This is a genomic window from Nostoc sp. C052, assembly GCF_013393905.1.
In the GTDB taxonomy this organism is placed as follows: Bacteria; Cyanobacteriota; Cyanobacteriia; order Cyanobacteriales; family Nostocaceae; genus Nostoc.
On the sequence record NZ_CP040272.1, the window covers coordinates 1323057 to 1344588 of the forward strand.

The window sequence follows — 21532 nt, forward strand, 5'->3', positions numbered from 1 at the left end:
CAAGCTGAAAAACTTTTTTGGCTGAATTTGAGTCTTTGAAATCCTCCCTCACGAAATTATTTCCCACTCCGCCCTCGTAATTTTCGCTGATTAGCTAATTTCTCTTTGCCATAAAATATCTGTAACTCTTGTCATCCCAGCTTTTAGATGACGGCGATACGTACTGAAAGGCAAATCTAGTAATTCAGCTGCTTGTTCTTGCGTGGCGGCGGGATTTAAATAAGTTCGATAAACAGCGCGGTAGAGTTTTTCATCACGCGGGGATGATTGCAAGGATTCAACTGCTTGTTTCACCAGATTTTGTAAAACTTCAACGCGTTGGCTTTGTCCACCCCAGGCATCGCGTCGGTGGACAAAGTGCGGCTTCTCGTCGGAGAGTTGCGTTTCCTTTGGACTCTCGCTCATACTTGCTTTTGTGGCAACTTGTTCTGACACGCTTTGCGAGAGTACTTCGTACACGCTCCGCGATCGCACTAATGGATTATTCTGTAATACATCAGGACAACTAAAGTTACGTAACGCATTCTGCACCGCCTCCACAAATTCTGGCTGACTAAGAACTAACAGAGGTTCACCGACTGGAGTATTATCTACAGATTCTCCGGCAGTTGTAACCTCTTTTCGGGCTAAAATTTCCTTCCATGCCGCAGGTGATACAATTCGCCAGTCATGCCCATAAACTCCATAGTGTCTTCCCCCAACTGTAAAATCGGTTTCAGAAAGTCGTGTTAAGTCGAAGTAGTTCAACATTGCTGTCCAACTATCTGCTTGGGCACAAGGTAGAAAGGTGTATGCTAACCCCGGTGTGTTCTGAAAATACTGCACAAAATTAATGAAAATTAGACTTTGGGTGAGGGAAACAGCTTGATAGGTGTCCCGCGCCATCCAGAAGCGGAAAATAGTTGCACCTTCGCTAGGGCGTAATGGTGCATGGGTTTGGAGATATTGCCAAGACGCAAGAGCGCCCGGATCTGCACTCAAATCTTCAACAGTTGCTGTGTGCAATGCCACCATCATTGCAAATCCCGCAGGTTCGGAGTGCAAGTCACGAAATACTACTACATTCTCCGGTTGGCGCTTCAACCAGTGATCTGCTATTTTTGCTGATTCTTCGCCTTCGTATTCTGCTACCATCCCCAGCAGTGCGGTTTTGTCAGTTTCTCGCAGTGAGTCTGTCAATAAACTACTTTGCTCACCCCAGGTGAAACAGGATCGAATCGCCGAGTTATCCCGATGCAAAAAAATATAATCAAGTAGCACTCGATGCTTTTCTTGCCCTTGGGTTTGTCCTAGTCGTTTAGTATAATATTGACGCGCTCGGTGGTGTAATTCCGTGTAAAATTCCGAATTACGCCAACGCAAGTCAGCAATTAAAACTTCGCGTGCTAAATCGTGGGGAAATAAACCCAATTGCCCCGATTCGATAAACGACAGTCCGCGCAACCACTCAAATAAATCGTGAACATCAAGTATTTCCCCTAAAGAGTGAGCCTCACTAGCTAAAGTATTTTGAGGCACAGCCAATATTTGATTTAGTGCGGCTTCAGTAGTCAGCCGGATCACCGCACAAGCTTCTAAAGCTATACGGTGTTGGGGCGTTGGTACTTCTTTGATGAATCTTGACAACAGTGTTTTAACAACATTGGGAGCAGATTCTGCTTGAAAAGAGATTTCTTTTCCCTGAGCAAATACCTCAGCAACCAAAGATAATGCTAGAGGATGTCCGTGGGTAAAATCTAGAATCGCCTGGTGTTGTGTGGTGGGAATATCTCGTGTGGTCAGATAAGTTTGACTTTCTTCTGGGGTCAGGTTGCGTAGGGGCAACGTGTGCATTAAAGCTTGCCAACCTGGATCGCTACACCAACCAGATGAGAGAGGATTGCGTCCAGCAATCACAATTAAGGTATTAACAGACAAATGGGGTAAGAATACTTCCCGCAGCCATTCATCTAACTGGGTAATAGCTTCATAAGTATCAATTAAAATTACATTACGTTCTTCTCTTTGCGCTAGCACATCCAGAGGCGAATCTGATTCATTCAATGCCATCAACGAATGCAACGTGCTAATAAAAGATTCTGGCGCGGCTTCTATATTACGTCCTTCTACGTAGATAGTTGAGATTTTTGACCGTTCACAAAACCGTAAAAACTGCTGCATCAGGGTTGTCTTGCCCACACCGCCAGGGCCAAAGACGTGCAAAATGTGAAAAGGTAATTCTCTTGATGCGATCGCATCAAGAAATAGCTCCACTTCCCGCTCACGTCCTACAAATCTGCGGTTTCGTTCTGCACTTAGTCGCTGTAATAGAGATGTCATTGCCATCCCTTCCTTAAATTTTACGTAGGATTACTGTTTTAAAGTATGAAGGATATTTTTGATTTCTAAAATCTACTTTGACAAAATTTATAAATAATGTTGATAGTGGTAAATATCTAGCGATCGCCAATTCTCATTTTAAGGTTTCATGACATTAAACCCCTTGCAGCAAGCAGGGTTGATAAATTCCTAACCAATGCAGCGATCATCCCTGTAATTAATTGGGAGCTTTGTGAGGATGTTACCTAAACCACCACCAACCAATCGCACACCACAGACCTACACTCGTCTGCAAACTTAACCCAAATCTGCCACTGCTCCAAATAGCCATTCCAGTAAGGCTCACCATCAGCAACGCCAATAGCCTCGCCAACCTTGGAGACTAACTCGCTGTAGCAAGAGCCAATACTGTCCAAGCCTTGCTGCAATTTCAGTTTCAGTCCTTTCCAGGCTTGTGCTTGGGGACTGGACACTATCTCTTCTAATATTTGGGAGGTTGTGTCAATATCTGGTGTTTGTAACTCTATATTGTTCGTGACTGACACCAACTCACTAGAAAACGCTTCATCTCGATTTAACCACTGCCCAAAAATTGAATTACGCTGATCATCAGGGGCAACAAACCGATAGACGCACTCCCGATTTTCACGCTTACCCAACCGAACAACGTAGTTCAACTTCAAATCAATTTTGGCAAGTAGTTTTTGTGCGATCGCTATCGGTGTGTGTTTTTCTGAAATCGTTACATTCAAGTAATTCTTGATAACGTGCCGATGCTTTACAGCCAGCGCTTTAAACTCCACCAACTTCTCGTCACTTCCACGTAACTGAACGTCTGGCTTAAGAAACTGCAACAGATTCAGATTTTCGAGTAACAGTACAGCCGGCAATAGCTGCCCCTTGTTAAAATCCGGTTTCCAAACCGAATTCTCTCCCGCCTCTAACTGCGCCTTAGCCCGTTTAGCATCACGGTTCGTCAAAAACTCTCGCCCCAGTGTCAAATAATAGTGCATCCGCAGTTGGGGATACCAGCCGTCGTCATCCTTCTCAACCAAATCAGGCGTAACTTCAATTTCATAGCGACGAGACAATTCCGCCTTGCGCTGCTGATGTCGTTCGGTTTTCGTTTTCGCCCTTGTGTCTTGCAGCTTCTTAAGTTCGGCATCAGAGATAGTCGGAGAATCCGCGATCGCCTGACATTCCGCAGCATACAATTCAACAGATGCCGCCTTAACCGACTCGATTACTGCCCCACTTTCATCGTCATCAACATCGTCGGCATCAATAATGGTGTAGCCATCTTCGACCAAACCCGCAAGCACTGATTCCCGATAGCGCCGCATCTCAACGTTGATGACAGAACCACGCTTACCCCAAGTCTGCAAAGATTCGGGCTGAAAATTCTGGTTAACAAAGCTGTAATCGTCATTATCCGCAGTCGACAATAGCGCAATGTTAGCCTGTGTTGCGACGTGCTGACTTCTGAGCAATCCTCCGATGGATGTGGAACCATTGCCCACAACCGACATCTCCCACTCTCGCACCCAAATGTGACGGTCAACAGTTTCCCTAACCCTTGCCAACATCTGACGCACAGAGTTAACCGGCTGCACTCCCTGAAAAATCCCCCAAACACCATCAAAATGCCCTCGAATATCAATGCTGACCCCAGTTTCTAAACTTGGAGATGCGATAACTAAATCATACTGGGTGAGAATTTCGTTCAGATGAGCGATACAACCGAAAGCCGCATGAGAGGGATCAGCAACGGATTCACTATCAATTCTCAGGATTCGCAGGTGAGGGAATTTGCGGCGAAAGCGTTCTTCCAGAGCTTGGGTTCCCCATTTGGACTTGGCTTTCTGAGCAGAGCAACACAATAGATGATGCCCTCCTTTGGCTATCGCTTTGTCCAGTGCCGCAATCAAATTCTTCGGGTTACTGCCAGAGTAGTTGTAACAGTTGCCTGCTATGTGCCGATAATTGTTGACGATGAGAAAGGGATTAACCCGATATTCTCCCGCAAGAGAAAGAACGTATTTCACATCTGTGTCGGAAACATCGGCACTAGACAGGTAAATCTTTCCCTGACTGCTGCCCAAAACATTCTGTACCAGTTGTTTGAGATTTTTGAGAACGGACACCCGACGTTTTTGCACTTCAGTACCAGAGTTGAGCAAATGCCAGAATACTTGGTCGCATTCATCAATAATAATGACATCATTTGCCCAGTCATTGGGGTTGAATCGCGCCTGACTTTCTTGATGCAGTGAATCAACACACACCCCGTATCCCAACAATGTGCCTGTTTCATTAGTGCGGACTTCGGTAATATAGTTAACACCAAACCTATTACACAGCGCCTCACCTAGCTGAATGCGATGAGTAATGATTAATACTCGTCTCTCTTGGTCGTGTGCTTTCGCCACCTCAGTTGCCAGCCATTCGGTTTTACCAGTGCCTTTGGGAGCTTTGAGGATAATCAGCTTTTCACCTTCGGGGACGAGAAGCTGACCCAAGAATCTTTGGTTGAGTGCGATCGCAGGTGGATAAGTCAGCAGAGTAAACAGCTTGATTTCCCACAACTCCAGTGCAACAGCCGTGTTGTAGAGTGCATCAAATACTGGCTGACCCTTGGCGACGATAAAATCATCAACCCCTTTAGAAGCCCCTAGCGGTAAATCTATCACCCGCAGCGAACAGCCCTCATTTACCAGCAGCCGTCCCATACGACTGATAGCAGTTCTTACCCGTTGGACTGTTTCAGGTTTGTTGTCTTGGTCAAAGCAAATGTTGACCTGTCGCCCCTGTGTTGCAAAATATTTCAAGTCGGGAATCAGGGATGGTTTACTAATAGCGTTACCGTACTCATCTTGGGGGGTGCGGTATCCTGCGTTGACACCGGGGATAGCGATCGCAGCATAACCAGCAGTTAATAATGCCCCCGCTTTCTTGACACCTTCCACGATTGTGACTGGTACATTATGCCTCCAAACCCAGTGCCAGAAACCACCAGGATGCTGTAAGTCTTCCTCTGTGATGGGGATGCCGCTACGATTGGAAACTTTCACCCAAATGCGATTTGGTACTAAGAGGAAGAAAGCGCGTGTCTCTTCTCTGTAAGGATGCTCGTACTTGATGAATTTGTGAATTTTCTGGCGATCGCGTCGGGGATGGTCGGGTTTGAAACAGCCCCACATCATACTGACGTAGTTGTTGAGCGGGTCAACGCCACTGCACCACCAGCCGCCGAGTTCAATGTGCTGGTATTTTTTCAAATCGCGATCGCGTAATCGTCCATCGTTGCGACGGGAGATTTTGGGACTGTAGAGCAGATATTCGTAAGGTGTTGTGCCGTAGAGCGAACGCACATTCAGAGCAATGATTTCTTCGTCAACCCCGCTACTGAGCCACTCTTGTAGGTGCTTGGCTTGAGAATCAGATTCGATTATACGCATATTCCCTCTATTTTTTGACGCATGAAAATGGAGCGGCATTGCATCCATGCCGCCGATTCAACTTAAAGTGAAGAGTTTGTGCTGGCTATGAAATCCTCAATAGCCAGCTAAAGCGTTATTTCCCGCCTCCTGTGTGTGGTCGGAAGGTCAAATTAATTCGCGTGCTAACAACTTTGTTGGTTTTGGGGACTTGGTGCAGATGAGTAGACTGACAGCCAGGGTGCATCACAAGCAAGCTCCCGTGTTCGAGCCAGAAATCAGTGAATTTGCTATTTCTCGGTTTGATTTGGAATTTGCGACATGAACCCAGGCTTACCGATGCGATTGCAGGGTTAGATCCCATCGATGGTTCGTTGTCTGCGTGCCAACCAATCGAATCCTCTCCACTGCGGTATTGATTGCCGATGACGATGCGGAACTTATAGCCAGTTAGCGCAGTTATGCGATCGCGCAAGCTAGACAGAGCCTCTGTCCACCATAGTGGTTTCAAAAACACGCTATTCGAGTAGAGGTAATCACATCCGGCATCACCATAAATACATTCAAGGCGAGGGACGGTCATTGTTTTACCTGCGATCCTGATTTGATTCTGCTGCCACTCCAGTTTCAAGCAGTGTTGGTAGAGTTCATTGGCAAGTTCCTGGCTTAAGAAATCGGGGTAATAAGTGATGGGTAAAACTGCTACAGATTCAGAGAAAAGTGTGAGTTGTTGCATGGTAGTTCTCTCAAATTTTGAAACTGCTATTAGTTCTGTTCGGCTTTAAAAACCTCAACCAAAATACTTTCTGGATACAAACCGACTTTTCCAAAACGTGGATCATGAATGCGCTCTATTTCTATTCCTTGCTTCCGACACAATGCGCTTGCCTTTCGACCTTTAGCACCCGCTTCTTTAACAGATATTTCTAAACCTTGAAGATTAGCGAAACCAACAACACTATATTTATGTCCGCATGGTGTATTGAAACGGTCTTGTTCAATTTCAACAGCTTTGAGTCTGTCTAGGATTTCAGTTTGTTGCTGTTGTTGTTCTAAAAAACGCTGTTCTTGTTCTGCAAGTTGTTGTGCTAAAGCCGCGAGTAACTGTATTTGTGTCATGGCTTTTAACTGGGTTTGGGTTTCAGCCTCTCGCGTTTTCACAACAAAATAACTTTGTGCTACTGCTATCTCTGGTTTTCGTGGATCGCCGATTGAATTTGCTTTGAAAGACTTATCCCCCAAAGTAGTTGATAAATTAGCAGCTAAATTTGGCGAAAACATTAACGATTTAGATGAACTTAATATCTCGAAGGATTTGAGAATTATTCCTCCAGCAGATCATAGTTGGGCAACATCACGTCAGGATTCAGGTGTTGGTGCTTTGGCATATAACCTGTTTACAGAGGAAGTATGTCAGCAGCTTCAGGATTTTCAGTTTGATGAAATTAAAGTGTTGGGTATCAAATACAATCACTTCGCCAATGAAAACTTTGTTTGATAATTTAGTAGGAGCGATCGCTACTACAAAAGAACAGCGACAAGCTAATCAATCTGCAAGTAATGAAATTGAGCAGTTTAAAATTGGTAGCCATTGGACTGCTTATGTGCAACCCAGTGGTGATTTTATTGTGCGAAATGAAGGTAAACGGACGATTTGTCGAGGCAATTTACAGACGGGTGAGGAGATATTTCCACTTTCAGAAGAACGTGCCAGTGAGCTAGAAGCGATGATTTTAGAGAGAGAACGATTACTTCACAGAAAACATGAGTCATCACACAATGGACACCATATTAGCAGTCATAATATTGAGTTGAACTGAAGTGGCAAAGGAGATTATTTAAATGTGCCAATTATCTCGTAGTCTTTTTCAGAAATTATGATTCCTAAAATTGCTACTAATGGTGTTTGCTTCCTGATTCACAAGGGCTGAAACCCCTATTATTACGTTATTTTTTAAAAGTTTGTGGTTTACTGATATTGAAGTTTGCGTAATATTACGGAAGTATTTTTACTTGCTAGTGGCTTTAAGTTGTGAAAATGCAAAGATCCAGATTTTTTTGGTTCATTTGGGCGATAGTTGTATATTGCTGATTGTGGGTACTAAAAATTGAGAGTACTAAGTTTTTTCATGTTGATTACCGCGTTCGGCGTGGCCGTGTCACAGATATTCACTGGTGTCCATAACAAGGCAATAGCTGAATTTATCCCCCAAATTACCCCAGATAATACCCTTGGGAGTGGACGTTCTACAGTCACACCACAAAATCAGCTAGTTGACAGAGTTGATGGCGGAGTAATTCGCGGTATAAATCTCTTTCATAGCTTTCAGGAATTCAATATTGGCGAAGGAAGAAGTGCATATTTCGCCAACCCAACAGGGATTGAGAACATTATTAGCCGAGTTACAGGAGGAAATCCTTCACAGCTTTTGGGAACCTTGGGTGTATTGGGAAAAGCTAACCTATTTTTAATCAACCCCAACGGCATTATTTTTGGGGCAAATGCCAAACTCGATGTCAGTGGGTCATTTGTAGCCAGTACAGCCAGCAGTCTGGTTTTTGCTGATGGTACAAAATTTAGTGCAACTAATCCGCAAGCCCCACCCCTGTTGACGATCAAGGTTCCCATTGGCTTGGAATTCGAGAATATACCAGGGGCTATTAGTTTACAGTCAGCGCGTCTAGTTGTGCAGCCAGATAAAACCCTGGCGCTAGTGGGTGGTAACGTCAGTTTAGACAATGGCACAATCCTAGCGCCAGGGGGTCGAGTCGAGTTAGGGGGATTGGCGCAAAAAGGCACGGTAACACTAAATCAGAATGGTAGCTTGAGCTTTCCTAATGATTTAGTTCGCGCCGATGTTTCCCTAACTCAGGGTTCACAAGTCAATGTCCGGGCTGGCGATCGCGGTAGTATTGCGATCAACACTCATAATTTAAATATTGCTCAAGGAAGTACCTTGCGGGCAGGTATTGCATCTTTTCAAGGTACTGTTGACAGCAAGGCGGGAGATATTGACATTAATGCTACAGAGGCAGTCACCCTGACTGGTACTGGTAGCTTTATTTCTAATGCGGTGCGAGATAACGCCAAAGGTAAGGGTGGTAATATTAATTTAACAGCGCGATCGCTCGCCGTAACTGGGGGTTTTCAAATCTTTGCTGGTACTTATGGGCAAGGAGATGTTGGCAATGTCAATATTAATGTCGGCGATACGGTACTGTTTGATGGTGTCGGGACAAATGGGATTAATACTGGTGCTTACAGTTCCATCGCCGAGGGTGGTACAGGTCGGGGAGGTAATCTCAGTATCATAGCAACGTCTCTTGCTGTCACCAACGGGGCTATTCTGGAAGCTAGTACAGTTGGGCAGGGTAATGCTGGCAGTGTGAATATTTCTGTCCGTGATACAGCTTTATTTGACGGCGAAGCTGCCGATTTTAATCAAGTATCGACCTCTGTATTCAGTAGTGGTGTATACAGTCGCGTCGATTCCCTAGCAGTGGGAAATGCTGGTAGCATTAATTTCACAGCCGGAACAGTCAAAGTAAGCAACGGTGCGGTTCTGACAACCAGTACGGCAGGCAAGGGAAATGCAGGTAATGTAATTATTAATGCTAGTGATATTGTCTTCGATGGCGATGGGCGCTTTAACGATAGTCCGGGATTTGGATTTTTTCAATCCAGTGGTGCCTTCAGTAGTGTAAAAAACAGAGGTCAGGGAATTGGTGGTAATGTCATCATTAATGCTGATTCTTTATCCTTGAACAAGGGTGCTGTCATCGTTACCAGCACTCGCGGCCGTGGAGATGCAGGAGATATTTTGATTAATCGGGCTGATAATGTAACTATCGCTGGCTTTGCTGGCGATGGATATTCCAGTGGACTTTATAGCAATACCGAACCCACTGCAATTGGTCAGGGAGGAGAAATCACAGTTAATACAGGCACTTTACGGGTGCTAGATGGAGCCGTGATTAATGCTTTAACTGCAAATCCAGGGAGGGGAGGTAGTATTGCAATTAACGCTCAGACCTTAGAAACGACTAATGGCGGACAAATTCTTACCTCTACTCGCAGCAGTGGCAATGCAGGTAATATCACACTTAATGTTTTAGATACTATAACCCTGGCTGGTAGTGATTTGAGTTATAGTGATCGCGCTCTGAAAAATATTCAAATTGGTGTGGATACATTTACCAATCAAGGGGCTGCTAGTGGGGTACTAGCTAGTACCGATGTTAATTCAACAGGGAATGGTGGTAATGCATTTATTTTCTCCAAGCAAGTAAATCTGAGGGATCGGGGTGTAATTACCGTCAGCAGTCAAGGATCTGGAGTAGCTGGAAATATAGAAATATCAGCCGGAACTATCCACTTGCAAAATCAAGGTGCGATTACAGCAGAAACAAAATTAGCTAACGGTGGGAATATTCTCCTACAAGTACAAGATTTACTGTTGATGCGCCAAAACAGCTTGATATCTACCACTGCTGGGACTGGAGAAGCTCCTGGAAATGGTGGGAATATCAAAATTGATGCCAGAAATGGTTTTATTGTTGCTGTTCCCCAGGAAAACAGCGATATTATTGCAAATGCTTTTGAAGGTAAAGGCGGTGTCATTGAAATTAACGCTCAAAGAGTCTTTGGATTAGAATCCCATGAACAGCTAACTCAACAGAGTGATATTACAGCTTTTTCGCAAACTAATCCGCAACTTAATGGTGTGATTGAAATCAACACACTTGGTATTGACCCGACTCAGGGATTAGTTAATTTGCCAAGTGAACCGCGTAGCGTCGAAATTAGTGAAGGTTGTCAAGTAAGACCAAGTAATGCAAAACGGGTGCGGTTTGTCAATGGCGGACGTGGAGGAATACCAACGCGCCCAGAAGAACCGCAGAATGTGGAAATGTTTTTGACGAGATGGATTGATTTGGATGACGATAAGGAAGATGGCTCCAACAAGACTGGGCGTGAGAATTTTCTACTGACTCGACGTTTAGATACACCCAATGATGCTAGGATACATCGCTCGAATGGTATGACAGGTTCAGTAATGAGTCCGACAAGTTCCATTTGCCAAGGGAAATAGATCAGCAAAGAATACCTTGCCCAAAATCCGACACCTAGTATTTTGACGCAAAATTTCAAATTATTATGTTCTATCAGCGATCGCCCATGACAAAACAACATACTAAGCTGCTTCGTAGGGTAAGATTTAAGTCCAAGCTGATGAAAATACGGTATCACCTGCTGGCTCTGAGTTTGATATTGGTGTTATTTCTGGTTAAGATACCCTATGTACTTGCCCAGACACCTACTCTACAGAGCAATCAAATCTCCACTGAAGTACAACAGTTAGTACACCAGGGTAAAGAAGCATATAATTCCAGCAGCTATTCTTTGGCTGTTAAGCTGTTACAACAAGCATTGCAACTCGCCAAAACTCGTAATGGCGATCGCACTCAAGCTGTGATCCACAGCAATTTGTCCCTAGCATATCAGCAACTAGGTGATTGGGATGCAGCACAACAGCATATATCAGCCAGTTTGCAACTTTTACAACCCTCCCAATCCCAGGCAGATTCTCCAACGCTGCTTAAAATCTACGCGCAATCCTTGGATATCCAAAGTCGCCTTTGGTATTTGCATGGAAAACCAGAAGCTGCATTAAAAAGTTTGCAACAAGCAGCGTCCATCTATATACGTTTGGGAGATGAAGCGGGAAGCATTAGCAGTATCATCAACCAAGCACAATCGCAACAAGCATTAGGTTTATATGAGCAAGCATATAATAACCTCGAACAGATTCAGCAAAGGTTGATGGCATTACCTGATTCTGCGATTAAGGTTCAAGGATATTTGAGTTTGGGTAACGTTCTGCTGGCTATTGGTGAGTTCAAACAATCGCAAACAGCGTTACAGAATAGTTTAGTACTGGCGGAAAACTTGCCATCGTCGTCAACTAAAACTGAAGTAAAAAGCGCCGCCTTGGTTAGTTTAGCAAATATGTTTTGGGCAAAGGGAAACTTGGAGCGCGATCGCTACACGACTCGCAACTATAATGATATCCCTTGGCAGTGCCAACAGCTTTCACGAAGTGACTCCGTTGCGTTAGCTTCCCCCAGGGTAGGACTATCGCTTCCCAATACTGCATTGAAGTTATATCAGAATGTTGCCTTGCAATACCAACAAGTACTAGCTATACCATCATCTCCATCAATACGAGTCCAAACACAGATTAATTACTTGCGTTTGTTGGTGGAAACTGGGCAATTATCCGCAGCACAGGCATTATGGCACGAAATTAAACTTTCTGACTTGCCAAACGGTCGTCAGGCGGTGTATGCAAAGATTAACGCCGCCCAAAATCTCGCCTGCATCTCTCAAAAAAGTGCTACAGATAGTTCTATCTCCCACGAAATTGATAATTTATTAGAGTCGGCGATTCAAGACGCAAAACAACTCCGAGACTCCCGTGCTTTATCTTACGCCCTTGGTAATCGTGGTGGATTTTATGAATATCTGGCTGTAGCAGCACTTCACAAATCACCACAAAAGTCAATATCAAAGGCGGATCTAGATTATAGCAGTCAAATACAATCTGACCTAACCCACAACCCCCTTCCCTACAAGGGCAGGAGGCTAATTTCAAAGCCTCTCTCCTGCAAGGAGAGAGGTTTTACATATCTTGCAACCAGCCAAAAGCTGACGCAACAAGCATTACTCCTCACTCAACCCATAACTGCACCAGACATTGCTTATCAGTGGGAATGGCAGATGGGGAGAATTTTAGCAGCACAAGCAAAAAATGATCAAGCGATCGCCTTTTATCAAATAGCTGTAGAAAGCCTCAAATCTGTTCGTAGTGATTTGCTTACCATCAATTCAGATATGCAATTTTCCTATCGAGATCGTGTAGAACCTGTCTATCGCGGATTAGTCGATTTACTATTAAAAAATAATATTAAATCAGCAGCATCTCAAGAACATCTCCAGCAAGCGATCGCCAATATTGACGCACTACAACTTGCAGAACTCCAGAATTTTTTACGCTGTAATCTGGTGCAAATACTACCCATCAATCGGGAAATTAATCCTGTTGATCGTAACGCCGTCTTTATCTATCCCATCATTCTAGAAAATCGACTAGAAGTTATCTTTAAATTACCAGGACAACACCTAGAACACCACGTAAATTCCATCCCACGGACTGAACTTCAAGATACTGTAAGCCAACTACGCAGCGCCATATACACCCGTAACCCTAGTAAAATTCGAGCCAAATCACAAAATATTTATCGCTGGCTAATCAAACCCATCGAACCATATTTGCAAGAACATAACAATATCAAAACCTTAGTTTTTGTCCTCGATGGTGAACTTCGTAACATTCCAATGGGAGTATTGTATGACGAAGAAAAAGAACAATATCTCATCCAAAAAGATTATGCCCTCGCCTTGCTACCAAATTCACAATTATTTGATTTAAATAACTCACAACTTAAAAAGCCAAATATATTAGCAGGTGGGGTAGGAGAACAGCAAGAAAATATAGAGAACCATAACTTTTCGTCACTCAACATTGATGAATTGCAGCAAATTGCGAAGATCCTGCCCAGCAAACTGTTAATTAATTCCCAGTTCACCCCTACAAACCTCCACAAACAGTTACAATCAAAAGCATTTTCCATTCTTCATTTTGTCACACATGGCAATTTTAGTTCCGATCCTGAAGATACATATTTACTTGCCTACCAACAACTGATCAAAGCTAGGGAACTAAATAACTTACTGCGGGATGACACAGTTAATTCCAGAGAGATCAAATTGTTGGTACTGAGTGCTTGCAAAACTGCTGAAGGTGACAATCGGGCAATCTTGGGGTTAGCTGGACTTGCTGTGCGGGCGGGGGCAAATAGTACTCTTTCAACGTTATGGCAAATTAATGATAGTTCGACATCTCAATTGATGGTACAGTTTTATACTGAACTTAAAAAAGGCGGGGTTACGAAAGCCGAAGCACTGCATCGAGCGCAGAAAGCACTTTTATTACAGCCTGAGTATCAAAATCCTTATTACTGGGCACCGTATATATTAGTTGGAAATTGGCAGTGATCGGTAACAAATTTTCCCAAAAAATAGCCAAAAATTACACATCACCCTCATATTGCTCCGGCCCTACTCCCAATAAAACCAATAAAGGACTCCAGTTTCCCACACTTAGGGAAGTAACCAGGTTTTAGTAGGCTTATGACACTATTATTAAGTTCACAAAATGTCGGTGAGTATTTAGTTAAGCTGGGTATCTGCAACCAATCAGACCAACACACGCTTAAAATAGACCCATTACCAGCCAAGAATTTCAACTTGTTAGTGAGTTTTCCTGATGGACGCAAACTTCTAGTCAAGCAGGAACGACACAATCAAGAAGGGAAAACAGCAGGTGAATTTCTCCAAGAATGGAAAATTCAAGAATTTTTACAACAATTCCCAGAACAGAAGCATCTTAGTTTATTTTTACCGTCAGTACTCAATTTTGACCGAGAACACTCCATTCTCGTTTTCAGTTATCTGGATAATTACCGAGATTTAGCTGATTTCTACGGTAAAGAAAATATCTTCCCCACAGAAATTGCATCCGCCATTGGAACTAACCTCGCCAGTATCCATCGTGCTACTTTCAACAATCAAGACTATCAAAAGTTTTTCAGTGAGAACATTGAAGACAAACAAGCTAATATGCTTCCTAGTTTCATTCACAGCCTGGAACGTATCACCCCGGAAATATTTGGTTTTGTTCCCACAGATGGGTTAAAGTTCTTTGCTTTATACCAACGATACGACAGTTTAGGGCAAGCGATCGCGGAACTAAGTAATGCTTTCATACCCTGTTCTGTAACGCACAATGACCTGAAATTGAATAATATCCTTTTATACAAAGATTGGGAGAAAGATTGGGAGCATTCCCAAGACCACATCGTGCGGCTAATTGATTGGGAGCGTTCCGCTTGGGGTGATCCAGCTTTCGACTTAGGAATGTTGATCGCCAGCTATCTGCAAATGTGGCTGGGTAGCTTGGTTATTAGTCAAGCACTCACTATCGAAGAATCTTTGCGCCTAGCCAATAGTCCCCTTGATGCGATTCAACCAGCAATTGCCGCCTTGAGCATAGCCTATCTCGAAAACTTTCCAGAAATACTCCAGCACCGCCCAGACTTTTGGCTGCGAGTTGTGCAATTTAGTGGACTAGCTTTGATTCAACAGATACAGGCAATGATTCAGTATCAAAAAAGCTTTGGGAATGAAGGTATTTGTATGCTCCAAGTGGCAAAAAGCTTATTATGCCGTCCAGAACAATCAATGACAACGGTTTTTGGAACAGCCGCTACTGTTCTAAATCAAGCAAATTTTTCAGTTGCTTAAGACGTTTAGTAATAATTTGACTGCAATGCAATTACTCAATTCGCTTCCTACTCAAGATGTTTCTGTTACCAGCCAACACATACTGGATATTTTGGAAGATATTATCAAAGTTCAAATCCAGTCGAACTTCTGCATTCTTCATCCAGATTACAAACCTTGGGAATTGCCATCTGAGGTAGTAACTCGTTTTCAAGGAATGCCTGCGGAAGTTCAAAATCGCTATATGAGTTTACAACTCCGTAGTTTTCTTTACGGTATCCATTATAACGGCTCCATGAAAGCTACCCTGGCTCTTGATGCTGATGCCAACAGTCAGCCAGTTGACTTAGAAAATAATACTGTTTTGGGAGTAGACCTGGGATTTTACGATCGCCTGCACAATAGCAATACTGGAGAAGGTTACTTTGACGCAGGTTGGTATCTACTCAGGCAAGAGACTGATGGGATGCTGGCGGTACACAAAGGTGGTTTAACTTTGCATATTGAGCGTGAAATACATCTCCAAGATGCAGAAAAATCTGCCGTCATTGGTGACACCGTTGCAATCCGAATGCCCAAGAATTTTGTCCAAAACGGTTTTTATATGGCGGTTGGGAATGCAGGGGCAGAAAGTCACCATCATCCTAACCAAGTACCGCAACTCGTGCGCGTTTACTTCAACTTAACTCCTGAAGGTGCAGTTGCAGTCATGGCTAACTTGACACAGCATCTCAATGCGATCGCTATGCCCTTCACCTTTAAAGTGCTGTATAACCCAGGTGATTACAACCGTCATGACTCAGGAGTTCTTTACTTCGAGAAACATAGCTACGAAGTTGTTCGGCAAGTCTTGCAAAAAGTCTACATAGAAAATAAGTCACATTTTCAGTCAGAAATTCCCCTGTTCACCAAATTACTTGCACCTGGATTAGGACTAGCAGAAGAACCAGATAGTAAATTTGCTACCCAAGAAAGTTTTGGGATGAATCGATGCCAAATCATTGCTAACGCACTGTTAGAAGCTTGGCATAAAGGAGATGATTCGCCGGAAGCAAGGATGAAAGCGATTTTCCAGCATTTCTCACTTTTGCAACTGGATTGGCAACGTGCTTACCTCAATGCCAAATCAGATGATATTTATACACTCTTGGAACTATGAAAATCGCCGATATTACCTTGCCGTCGGTAGTTTCCCCAATAGTTAACCATACAGCAAATAAATTTCCAGAGTCTGATTTGCCCTTTTATCGGCAACTCGGACGGACTGATTTAACAGTTAGTTGTTTAGGTTTAGGTGGCGGTGGTGGTATTTCCAGTGAAGATACTCTCTACGCTTTTGACCAAGGAATTAACTACTTTTTCTATTCCAGTGACCTGCACCACTATATATATAGTTCTATGTCTGATGCTCTGCGTCAATTGTGCGGACGTAGTTCTTCAGTGCGCGAGAAAGTTGTGTTGGCAACCGTAACTTATATCAAAAGTCCAGAAATGGCGCTAGCTGCATTGATGGATCAGTTCGTGGAATTGGGCATTGATTATATAGATGTCTTGTTTTGGGGCTGGATTGGTAGTAATGATGGGCAAGCATTACAGGATTGCTTACAGCTTTCCTCTGATTTGAGAGGTGCTAATTCTGTTTATCAACGCACCATCGAAAAGATGTTTGGCGTATCAGAACGCCTGAAGAAAATGGGGGCTGTTCGTTATATTGGTGCATCCTTCCACGATATTAATCTGGCGCGACAATGGTTGCATAGCCCGTTGTTAGATGTAGTGATGGTGAGACATAACGTTGCTCACCGTTCCGCTCAAAGTCAAATTTTGAACCAGATTGATGCTCAAGATACGCAAAGACCGGGAATTGTCACCTTTAAATCTGTGGGTTCCCATTCCGGCGTACTTTGGGATGTACCTGCTGGTTTACCTGTCGGTTGTTGGCAACCTTCTGTGCCAGATTTGTATCGCTACTCGTTGAGTCAAAACTGTGTAGATGTTTGCTTAACCGGGTTGCGAAGTCAGGAGGAGATTGATGCTGCGATCGCAGGAGTCCAAAAGGGCAAACTAACACCAGCCCAATTAGATTATCTCAACCTATATGGCGATTTACACCGAAATAGGTTGAAAGTTCAAGAAATTTCACCAGAAAGATTACTTTACTCTGCTTAATTCACAATACATCTCGCTCCTTCGCTCTGCGCCAGAATGCATTGAGCGAGACAGAGGCTCCCTTTCATCTAACCTTACATCATAAAATCATGCAAGAAACTTTAGAAAAACTGGTAATACCAGAAATTGCTCCCGCAACTGATGAGGTAATAATTGCCTACCTACGTCAGTCTTACAAAATTGCAGAAATCGCAGTCCAAGCAGAACAGGATGCCTTAATTTTGGCAGTTTGCGAACAACTGCCTATCACCGTAACCGAGGACGAATTGCAAGCAAAGGGAGATGCCTTTCGCTTGGAATACAAGCTGCTAGGGGCTTCAGAAACCCTCGCTTGGCTAGCGAAACAGCGAATTACCGTAGAGGATTGGTCACAAGGCATACGAGTTTCCTTACTGACGCAGAAGTTGAAAGAACATCTTTTCGGCGATGCCGTTGATGCCCATTATATGAACAACCGGGATGATTACCGCCGTGTTGCTCTCTCTCAAATTTTAGTCCGTGACTTGACAGAAGCCTTGCAAATAGCCCAGGTGCTGCGTGGCGAAAACGCTTCTTTCTGTGCGTTAGCATTACAATACTCCAAAGGTAAACAGTCTAAAGAGAATGGCGGATTTGCTGGAGTTCGGTTTATAGCGGAACTATTACCAGAGATTATCAAGGCTGTTGTGGAAGCTAAGGAAGGCGCAATTATCGGCCCAATTCAGACGAAGTTGGGTTATCACATATTGAGAGTCGAGAAATGGTTTCCTGCTGAATTAAGCGAAGTTAGAGAGCAAGTCTTAGATTCGCTGTTTCAGGCTTGGTTGCAAGGAGGAAGTAAGCTAGAACAGGATAGCGAACAGCATCAATAGTTTCATGCTTACGTAATTTAAAACGGTTTTACAGAGTGTGTGTTTAGCTGCTTCTGAGTTGATTCAGAAGCAGTTTTTTATTACCTTGATTTTTTCAGAAATAATGTTCTGGATAAAAATTAGATTTAATCCAGAAAAAATGTTTAGCTTTTTGTCTCAATTGACATTGATTTTACCTTGCATCACTAATCGTTTTACCTTGAAATTACTTAAAAATTTTAAAGCAGCTTTATTTTTATGGTTAGGTTTTTATAGTTAATGTATTTTTTGACTATTAGATTAACTTTTCTAAAACTCATAAGTCATGTTTGATACATTTTCACTTGCTTTAACTATCAACTTTATGTCTATTCAGTGAATTAAATAGTACTGACAAAGAAGTTTTTTGAGAATTAAATAGTCAATAAGGGTGAAAACAAGCAAAATCGAACCCAAAAAATCACTTAATTTAGGAATAAAAAGACAATGGCTACTATTAAAATAAACAACCTTAATGCTGCTGGTTCTGACCTTTTAAATGATTCTGAAAGCTATCTTAATGAGTTAACAGAGCAAGAACTAGAAAATATGCTTGGAGGAGGTGGATGGTCTTTTAAGTGGGCTAAAACCATTACAGGATTTCCTATGTGTGTCAGTATTATATGGTACAAATAAATAATAAAAATAGCTAAACTACTTACAAGCAGCAGAGCTTAAAATATAGTTTAAGCTCTACAATTCACCAATTAAGTAGGCAAAGGAGATACATTTTAGGCATATCGATAAAACAAAGTATGTCATGATTTTTACTTAAAATTACTGATTTCAAAACTCAAATTTTAGTGAGTAATTATTAAACTTATAATACTTGGAGTATTTTGATAAATGTCACGTAATTGTAAATGGTGTGGAGACTATTATGGGGATAGCGTGTTACATTGGCCTTATTGCTCAAGAAAGTGTACTCAAGAAGCAAATCCACCCAAAGAGAGGTATCAACCTTCTATTAGTAGACAATCTTCCGATGACATATCAGAAGACTCTAACCCTATATATAGTTTCTTTGGTGTATCTATATTGGTTGTTTCGATATATGCTCTAACACATCATTCTGTACCAAATTCTGCTAATACATCAACTGCTTCTTCTGTAAAGAACTTAGCAGTAGATACTTACCGTGCAGATAAATTTACTATTAGTCTTGGTGAAGATACAGAAAAGGGGAAAACTTATAGAGGTTGTGACGATAAAGGTAGCTGTATAAACTTAAAAAATGGAAAAGTTTATCTTCATGACGGATATAGAGATGTTAAGTGGAAAAATGGTGAATACAGTTATCAAGTTACTTGGCGCGAAAACTCCTCTAAGCCCCTATACGTGAATGTGTATAAGAATAATTCTCGAATCAGGCAGATTGAACTAAAACCTGGTTAATGTAGCAGTCCTTCATCATTTGTAAAAATTTCACAGGATGGTGAACATTGTCAATAGTTTCATAATTGGGTAATTTTAAACCGTTTTGGACACAATTTAACTGCTTCTGAGTTGATTTAGGAGCAGTTTTTTATTGCCTTGATTTTTCCAGGAAGAATATTCTACATAAAAATTAGATTTAATCCAGAAAAATGTTTAGCTTTTTGTCCCAGTCGAGATTTGTTTTACATTGTATAAATAATATCTTTACCGTAAACTTACTTAAATATTTTAAAGCAGCTTTACTTTTCAGAGTTATATTTTTATATTTAATGTATTTTTTTAATATTACATTGATTTTTGAATAAATGATAAGTTATGTTTGATATATGCTTGAATGTTTGAGTATCATTTTTATGTCTATTAAGCCAGTTAAATAGTAGTGAAAAAGTACTTTTTAGAGAATTAAATAGTTAATAATGGCGAGAGCAAAAAGTAAACCCGAACCCCAAAAAAACAACTTAATTCAGGAATTAAAAAACAATGGCTACTATCAAAATTAACAACTTAAATGCTGCTGGTTCTGACCTTTTCAATGATTCTGAAAGCTATCTCAACGAATTGACTAATGAAGAAGTTACCTCAATAAACGGTGGTATTGTACCATTGATTGTCAGCGCCTACTGGGCAAGTTGTGCTACTGTTGGTATTCTCTATGGAATTTCTGCTGTTCTTCGTCGGCGCTAGTTTTTAATTATGCCATTTTGACCTAAAAAATTTAGGTTAAAGGGTTAATTTAGCTAATTAATAAACCACAAAAATGCCCTCTAATAAACGTTAGAGGGCATTTTTATATTCTTTACCACTGTCTTGTCTGTCCATTAAATGACTGAATTATCTTGCTCAAGATCGGTTATAACCTCTACTTCATAAACTTGTTGCTTTATCCACCCACTAAATAAATCTGAACATAATTTTTGTCCTCAGCAAGTGGGGCTGAGACGCGCAGGCTAGGATAGCAATCTCAGTTATTGGGAGATTGCTTTGCTATCGATTCCTGCGGAAGTATTTTCATTTTAAGAGCGTAAGTCTTATAGTGCTGATAATCGAAGGTTATTGTTATATTATTCACCATTGTTTTCAGACAAAAAATTATCTTTTTGTCTCGGTTTTGAATTAAATTCTTGTTTCCTTGATTTAATACCAGAAATTTAGTTTGTATTTTTAAATTCTCATGAAATTAACCATAAAAAATTAGTGATTTAATGTCTCTAAAAGTAGTTAGTAAATATTGCCTGTTAAATATAAACAGGATTAAATAGTAAATAAGGGCGAGGAAAATAAAAGCCTAACCCCAGCTAAAAAAACTTAACTTTTGAGAAAATCAACAATGGCTACTATCAAAATATCTGACTTACATCCTGCTGGTTCTGAATTTTTTATCGATTCTGAAAGCTATCTAAATGATTTGACAGAAAATGAAATTGAAAATCTACTTGGCGCAGGTTGGTATATTCGTTTTTCATTTAATAATAGGGGTATACAAGTTTGCTTTAGTTGGGCGTGGCGTTAATTAACGTCTAACAAAAAATAAAAATTTTACAATGATTTACTAGATTTAGTCACGAATATCTACTTTATCTAGTAAACCAATTTTGATTCATGATTTACAAACAATGAAGATTTTAAGAATGGCTACTATCAAAATCAACAATCTCAATCTTGCTGGTTCTGACCTTTTAAATGACTCTGAAAGCTACCTGATTGAGCTATCTGAAGAAGATATAAATATAACACAGGGTGGATTTCGCTTTCTTTCTTCTTTCCCCTGTCTATACAGAGATTACATTCTGCCGTGGCGACGTTAATAACTGAGTTATGAAATTTTGACAGGATGTTGGATTGCATAGCAATCCAACATCCTGTCAAAAATCAAATAATCATTTTTCCAAAATCAC

17 protein-coding genes are annotated in these 21532 nt (G+C 41.7%); 13 read left to right on the top strand and 4 right to left on the bottom strand.

Annotated features, from left to right (window positions below; translation table 11 throughout):
- Positions 1-90: 90 nt before the first annotated feature.
- The 4 genes from FD723_RS05490 to FD723_RS05505 form a co-directional block, all read right to left on the bottom strand.
- Positions 91-2319, bottom strand: coding sequence for an AAA family ATPase (locus FD723_RS05490; RefSeq protein WP_179064417.1), 2229 nt, complete (start codon positions 2317-2319; stop codon positions 91-93).
- A gap of 245 nt (positions 2320-2564) precedes the next feature.
- Positions 2565-5777 (bottom strand): plasmid replication protein, CyRepA1 family, encoded by a 3213-nt coding sequence (locus FD723_RS05495; protein ID WP_179064418.1) that lies wholly within the window; start codon positions 5775-5777, stop codon positions 2565-2567.
- A gap of 115 nt (positions 5778-5892) precedes the next feature.
- A complete protein-coding gene (locus tag FD723_RS05500; RefSeq protein ID WP_179064419.1) occupies positions 5893-6492 on the bottom strand; it encodes an alpha-ketoglutarate-dependent dioxygenase AlkB in 600 nt (199 codons plus the stop codon).
- 29 nt (positions 6493-6521) lie between these two features.
- Positions 6522-6917 (bottom strand): hypothetical protein, encoded by a 396-nt coding sequence (locus tag FD723_RS05505; RefSeq protein ID WP_218651798.1) that lies wholly within the window; start codon positions 6915-6917, stop codon positions 6522-6524.
- A 61-nt stretch (positions 6918-6978) separates the two neighbouring features.
- On the opposite strand from FD723_RS05505, the gene FD723_RS42510 reads away from it, so the two are divergent.
- The 13 genes from FD723_RS42510 to FD723_RS05565 all read left to right on the top strand — a co-directional run bounded on the left by FD723_RS42510 (position 6979) and on the right by FD723_RS05565 (position 21442).
- Complete coding sequence (locus FD723_RS42510) at positions 6979-7254, top strand: hypothetical protein (protein ID WP_256875076.1); 276 nt, start codon at positions 6979-6981, stop codon at positions 7252-7254.
- Positions 7238-7576 (top strand): hypothetical protein, encoded by a 339-nt coding sequence (locus FD723_RS42515; RefSeq protein ID WP_256875077.1) that lies wholly within the window; start codon positions 7238-7240, stop codon positions 7574-7576. Before FD723_RS42510 ends, FD723_RS42515 begins: the two co-directional genes overlap by 17 nt.
- Positions 7577-7885: 309 nt before the next feature.
- Positions 7886-10849 carry a filamentous hemagglutinin N-terminal domain-containing protein gene (locus FD723_RS05515; RefSeq protein ID WP_179064420.1) on the top strand — a complete coding sequence of 988 codons (2964 nt, stop codon included), beginning with the start codon at positions 7886-7888 and terminating at the stop codon, positions 10847-10849.
- 86 nt (positions 10850-10935) lie between these two features.
- On the top strand, positions 10936-13875 hold the full coding sequence (locus FD723_RS05520; protein WP_179064421.1) for a CHAT domain-containing protein: 2940 nt from the start codon (positions 10936-10938) through the stop codon (positions 13873-13875).
- Between the two features lie 135 nt (positions 13876-14010).
- Positions 14011-15183 carry an aminoglycoside phosphotransferase family protein gene (locus tag FD723_RS05525; protein ID WP_179064422.1) on the top strand — a complete coding sequence of 391 codons (1173 nt, stop codon included), beginning with the start codon at positions 14011-14013 and terminating at the stop codon, positions 15181-15183.
- Between the two features lie 25 nt (positions 15184-15208).
- A complete protein-coding gene (locus FD723_RS05530; protein WP_179064423.1) occupies positions 15209-16321 on the top strand; it encodes a T3SS effector HopA1 family protein in 1113 nt (370 codons plus the stop codon).
- Complete coding sequence (locus tag FD723_RS05535; protein WP_179064424.1) at positions 16318-17331, top strand: aldo/keto reductase; 1014 nt, start codon at positions 16318-16320, stop codon at positions 17329-17331. Before FD723_RS05530 ends, FD723_RS05535 begins: the two co-directional genes overlap by 4 nt.
- Before the next feature lie 89 nt (positions 17332-17420).
- On the top strand, positions 17421-18182 hold the full coding sequence (locus FD723_RS05540; RefSeq protein ID WP_179064425.1) for a peptidylprolyl isomerase: 762 nt from the start codon (positions 17421-17423) through the stop codon (positions 18180-18182).
- Between the two features lie 465 nt (positions 18183-18647).
- Positions 18648-18836, top strand: a complete 189-nt coding sequence (locus FD723_RS05545) for a type A2 lanthipeptide (RefSeq protein ID WP_179064426.1) — start codon at positions 18648-18650, stop codon at positions 18834-18836.
- 255 nt (positions 18837-19091) lie between these two features.
- Positions 19092-19595, top strand: coding sequence for a hypothetical protein (locus FD723_RS05550; protein WP_179064427.1), 504 nt, complete (start codon positions 19092-19094; stop codon positions 19593-19595).
- Positions 19596-20117: 522 nt separating this feature from the next.
- Positions 20118-20321, top strand: coding sequence for a class IIb bacteriocin, lactobin A/cerein 7B family (locus tag FD723_RS05555; RefSeq protein ID WP_179064428.1), 204 nt, complete (start codon positions 20118-20120; stop codon positions 20319-20321).
- Positions 20322-20964: 643 nt separating this feature from the next.
- The gene (locus tag FD723_RS05560; RefSeq protein WP_179064429.1) at positions 20965-21147 is read left to right on the top strand and encodes a hypothetical protein; all 183 of its coding nucleotides are present in this window, start codon (positions 20965-20967) and stop codon (positions 21145-21147) included.
- A gap of 118 nt (positions 21148-21265) precedes the next feature.
- The gene (locus FD723_RS05565) at positions 21266-21442 is read left to right on the top strand and encodes a hypothetical protein (protein ID WP_179064430.1); all 177 of its coding nucleotides are present in this window, start codon (positions 21266-21268) and stop codon (positions 21440-21442) included.
- Positions 21443-21532 lie beyond the last annotated feature (90 nt).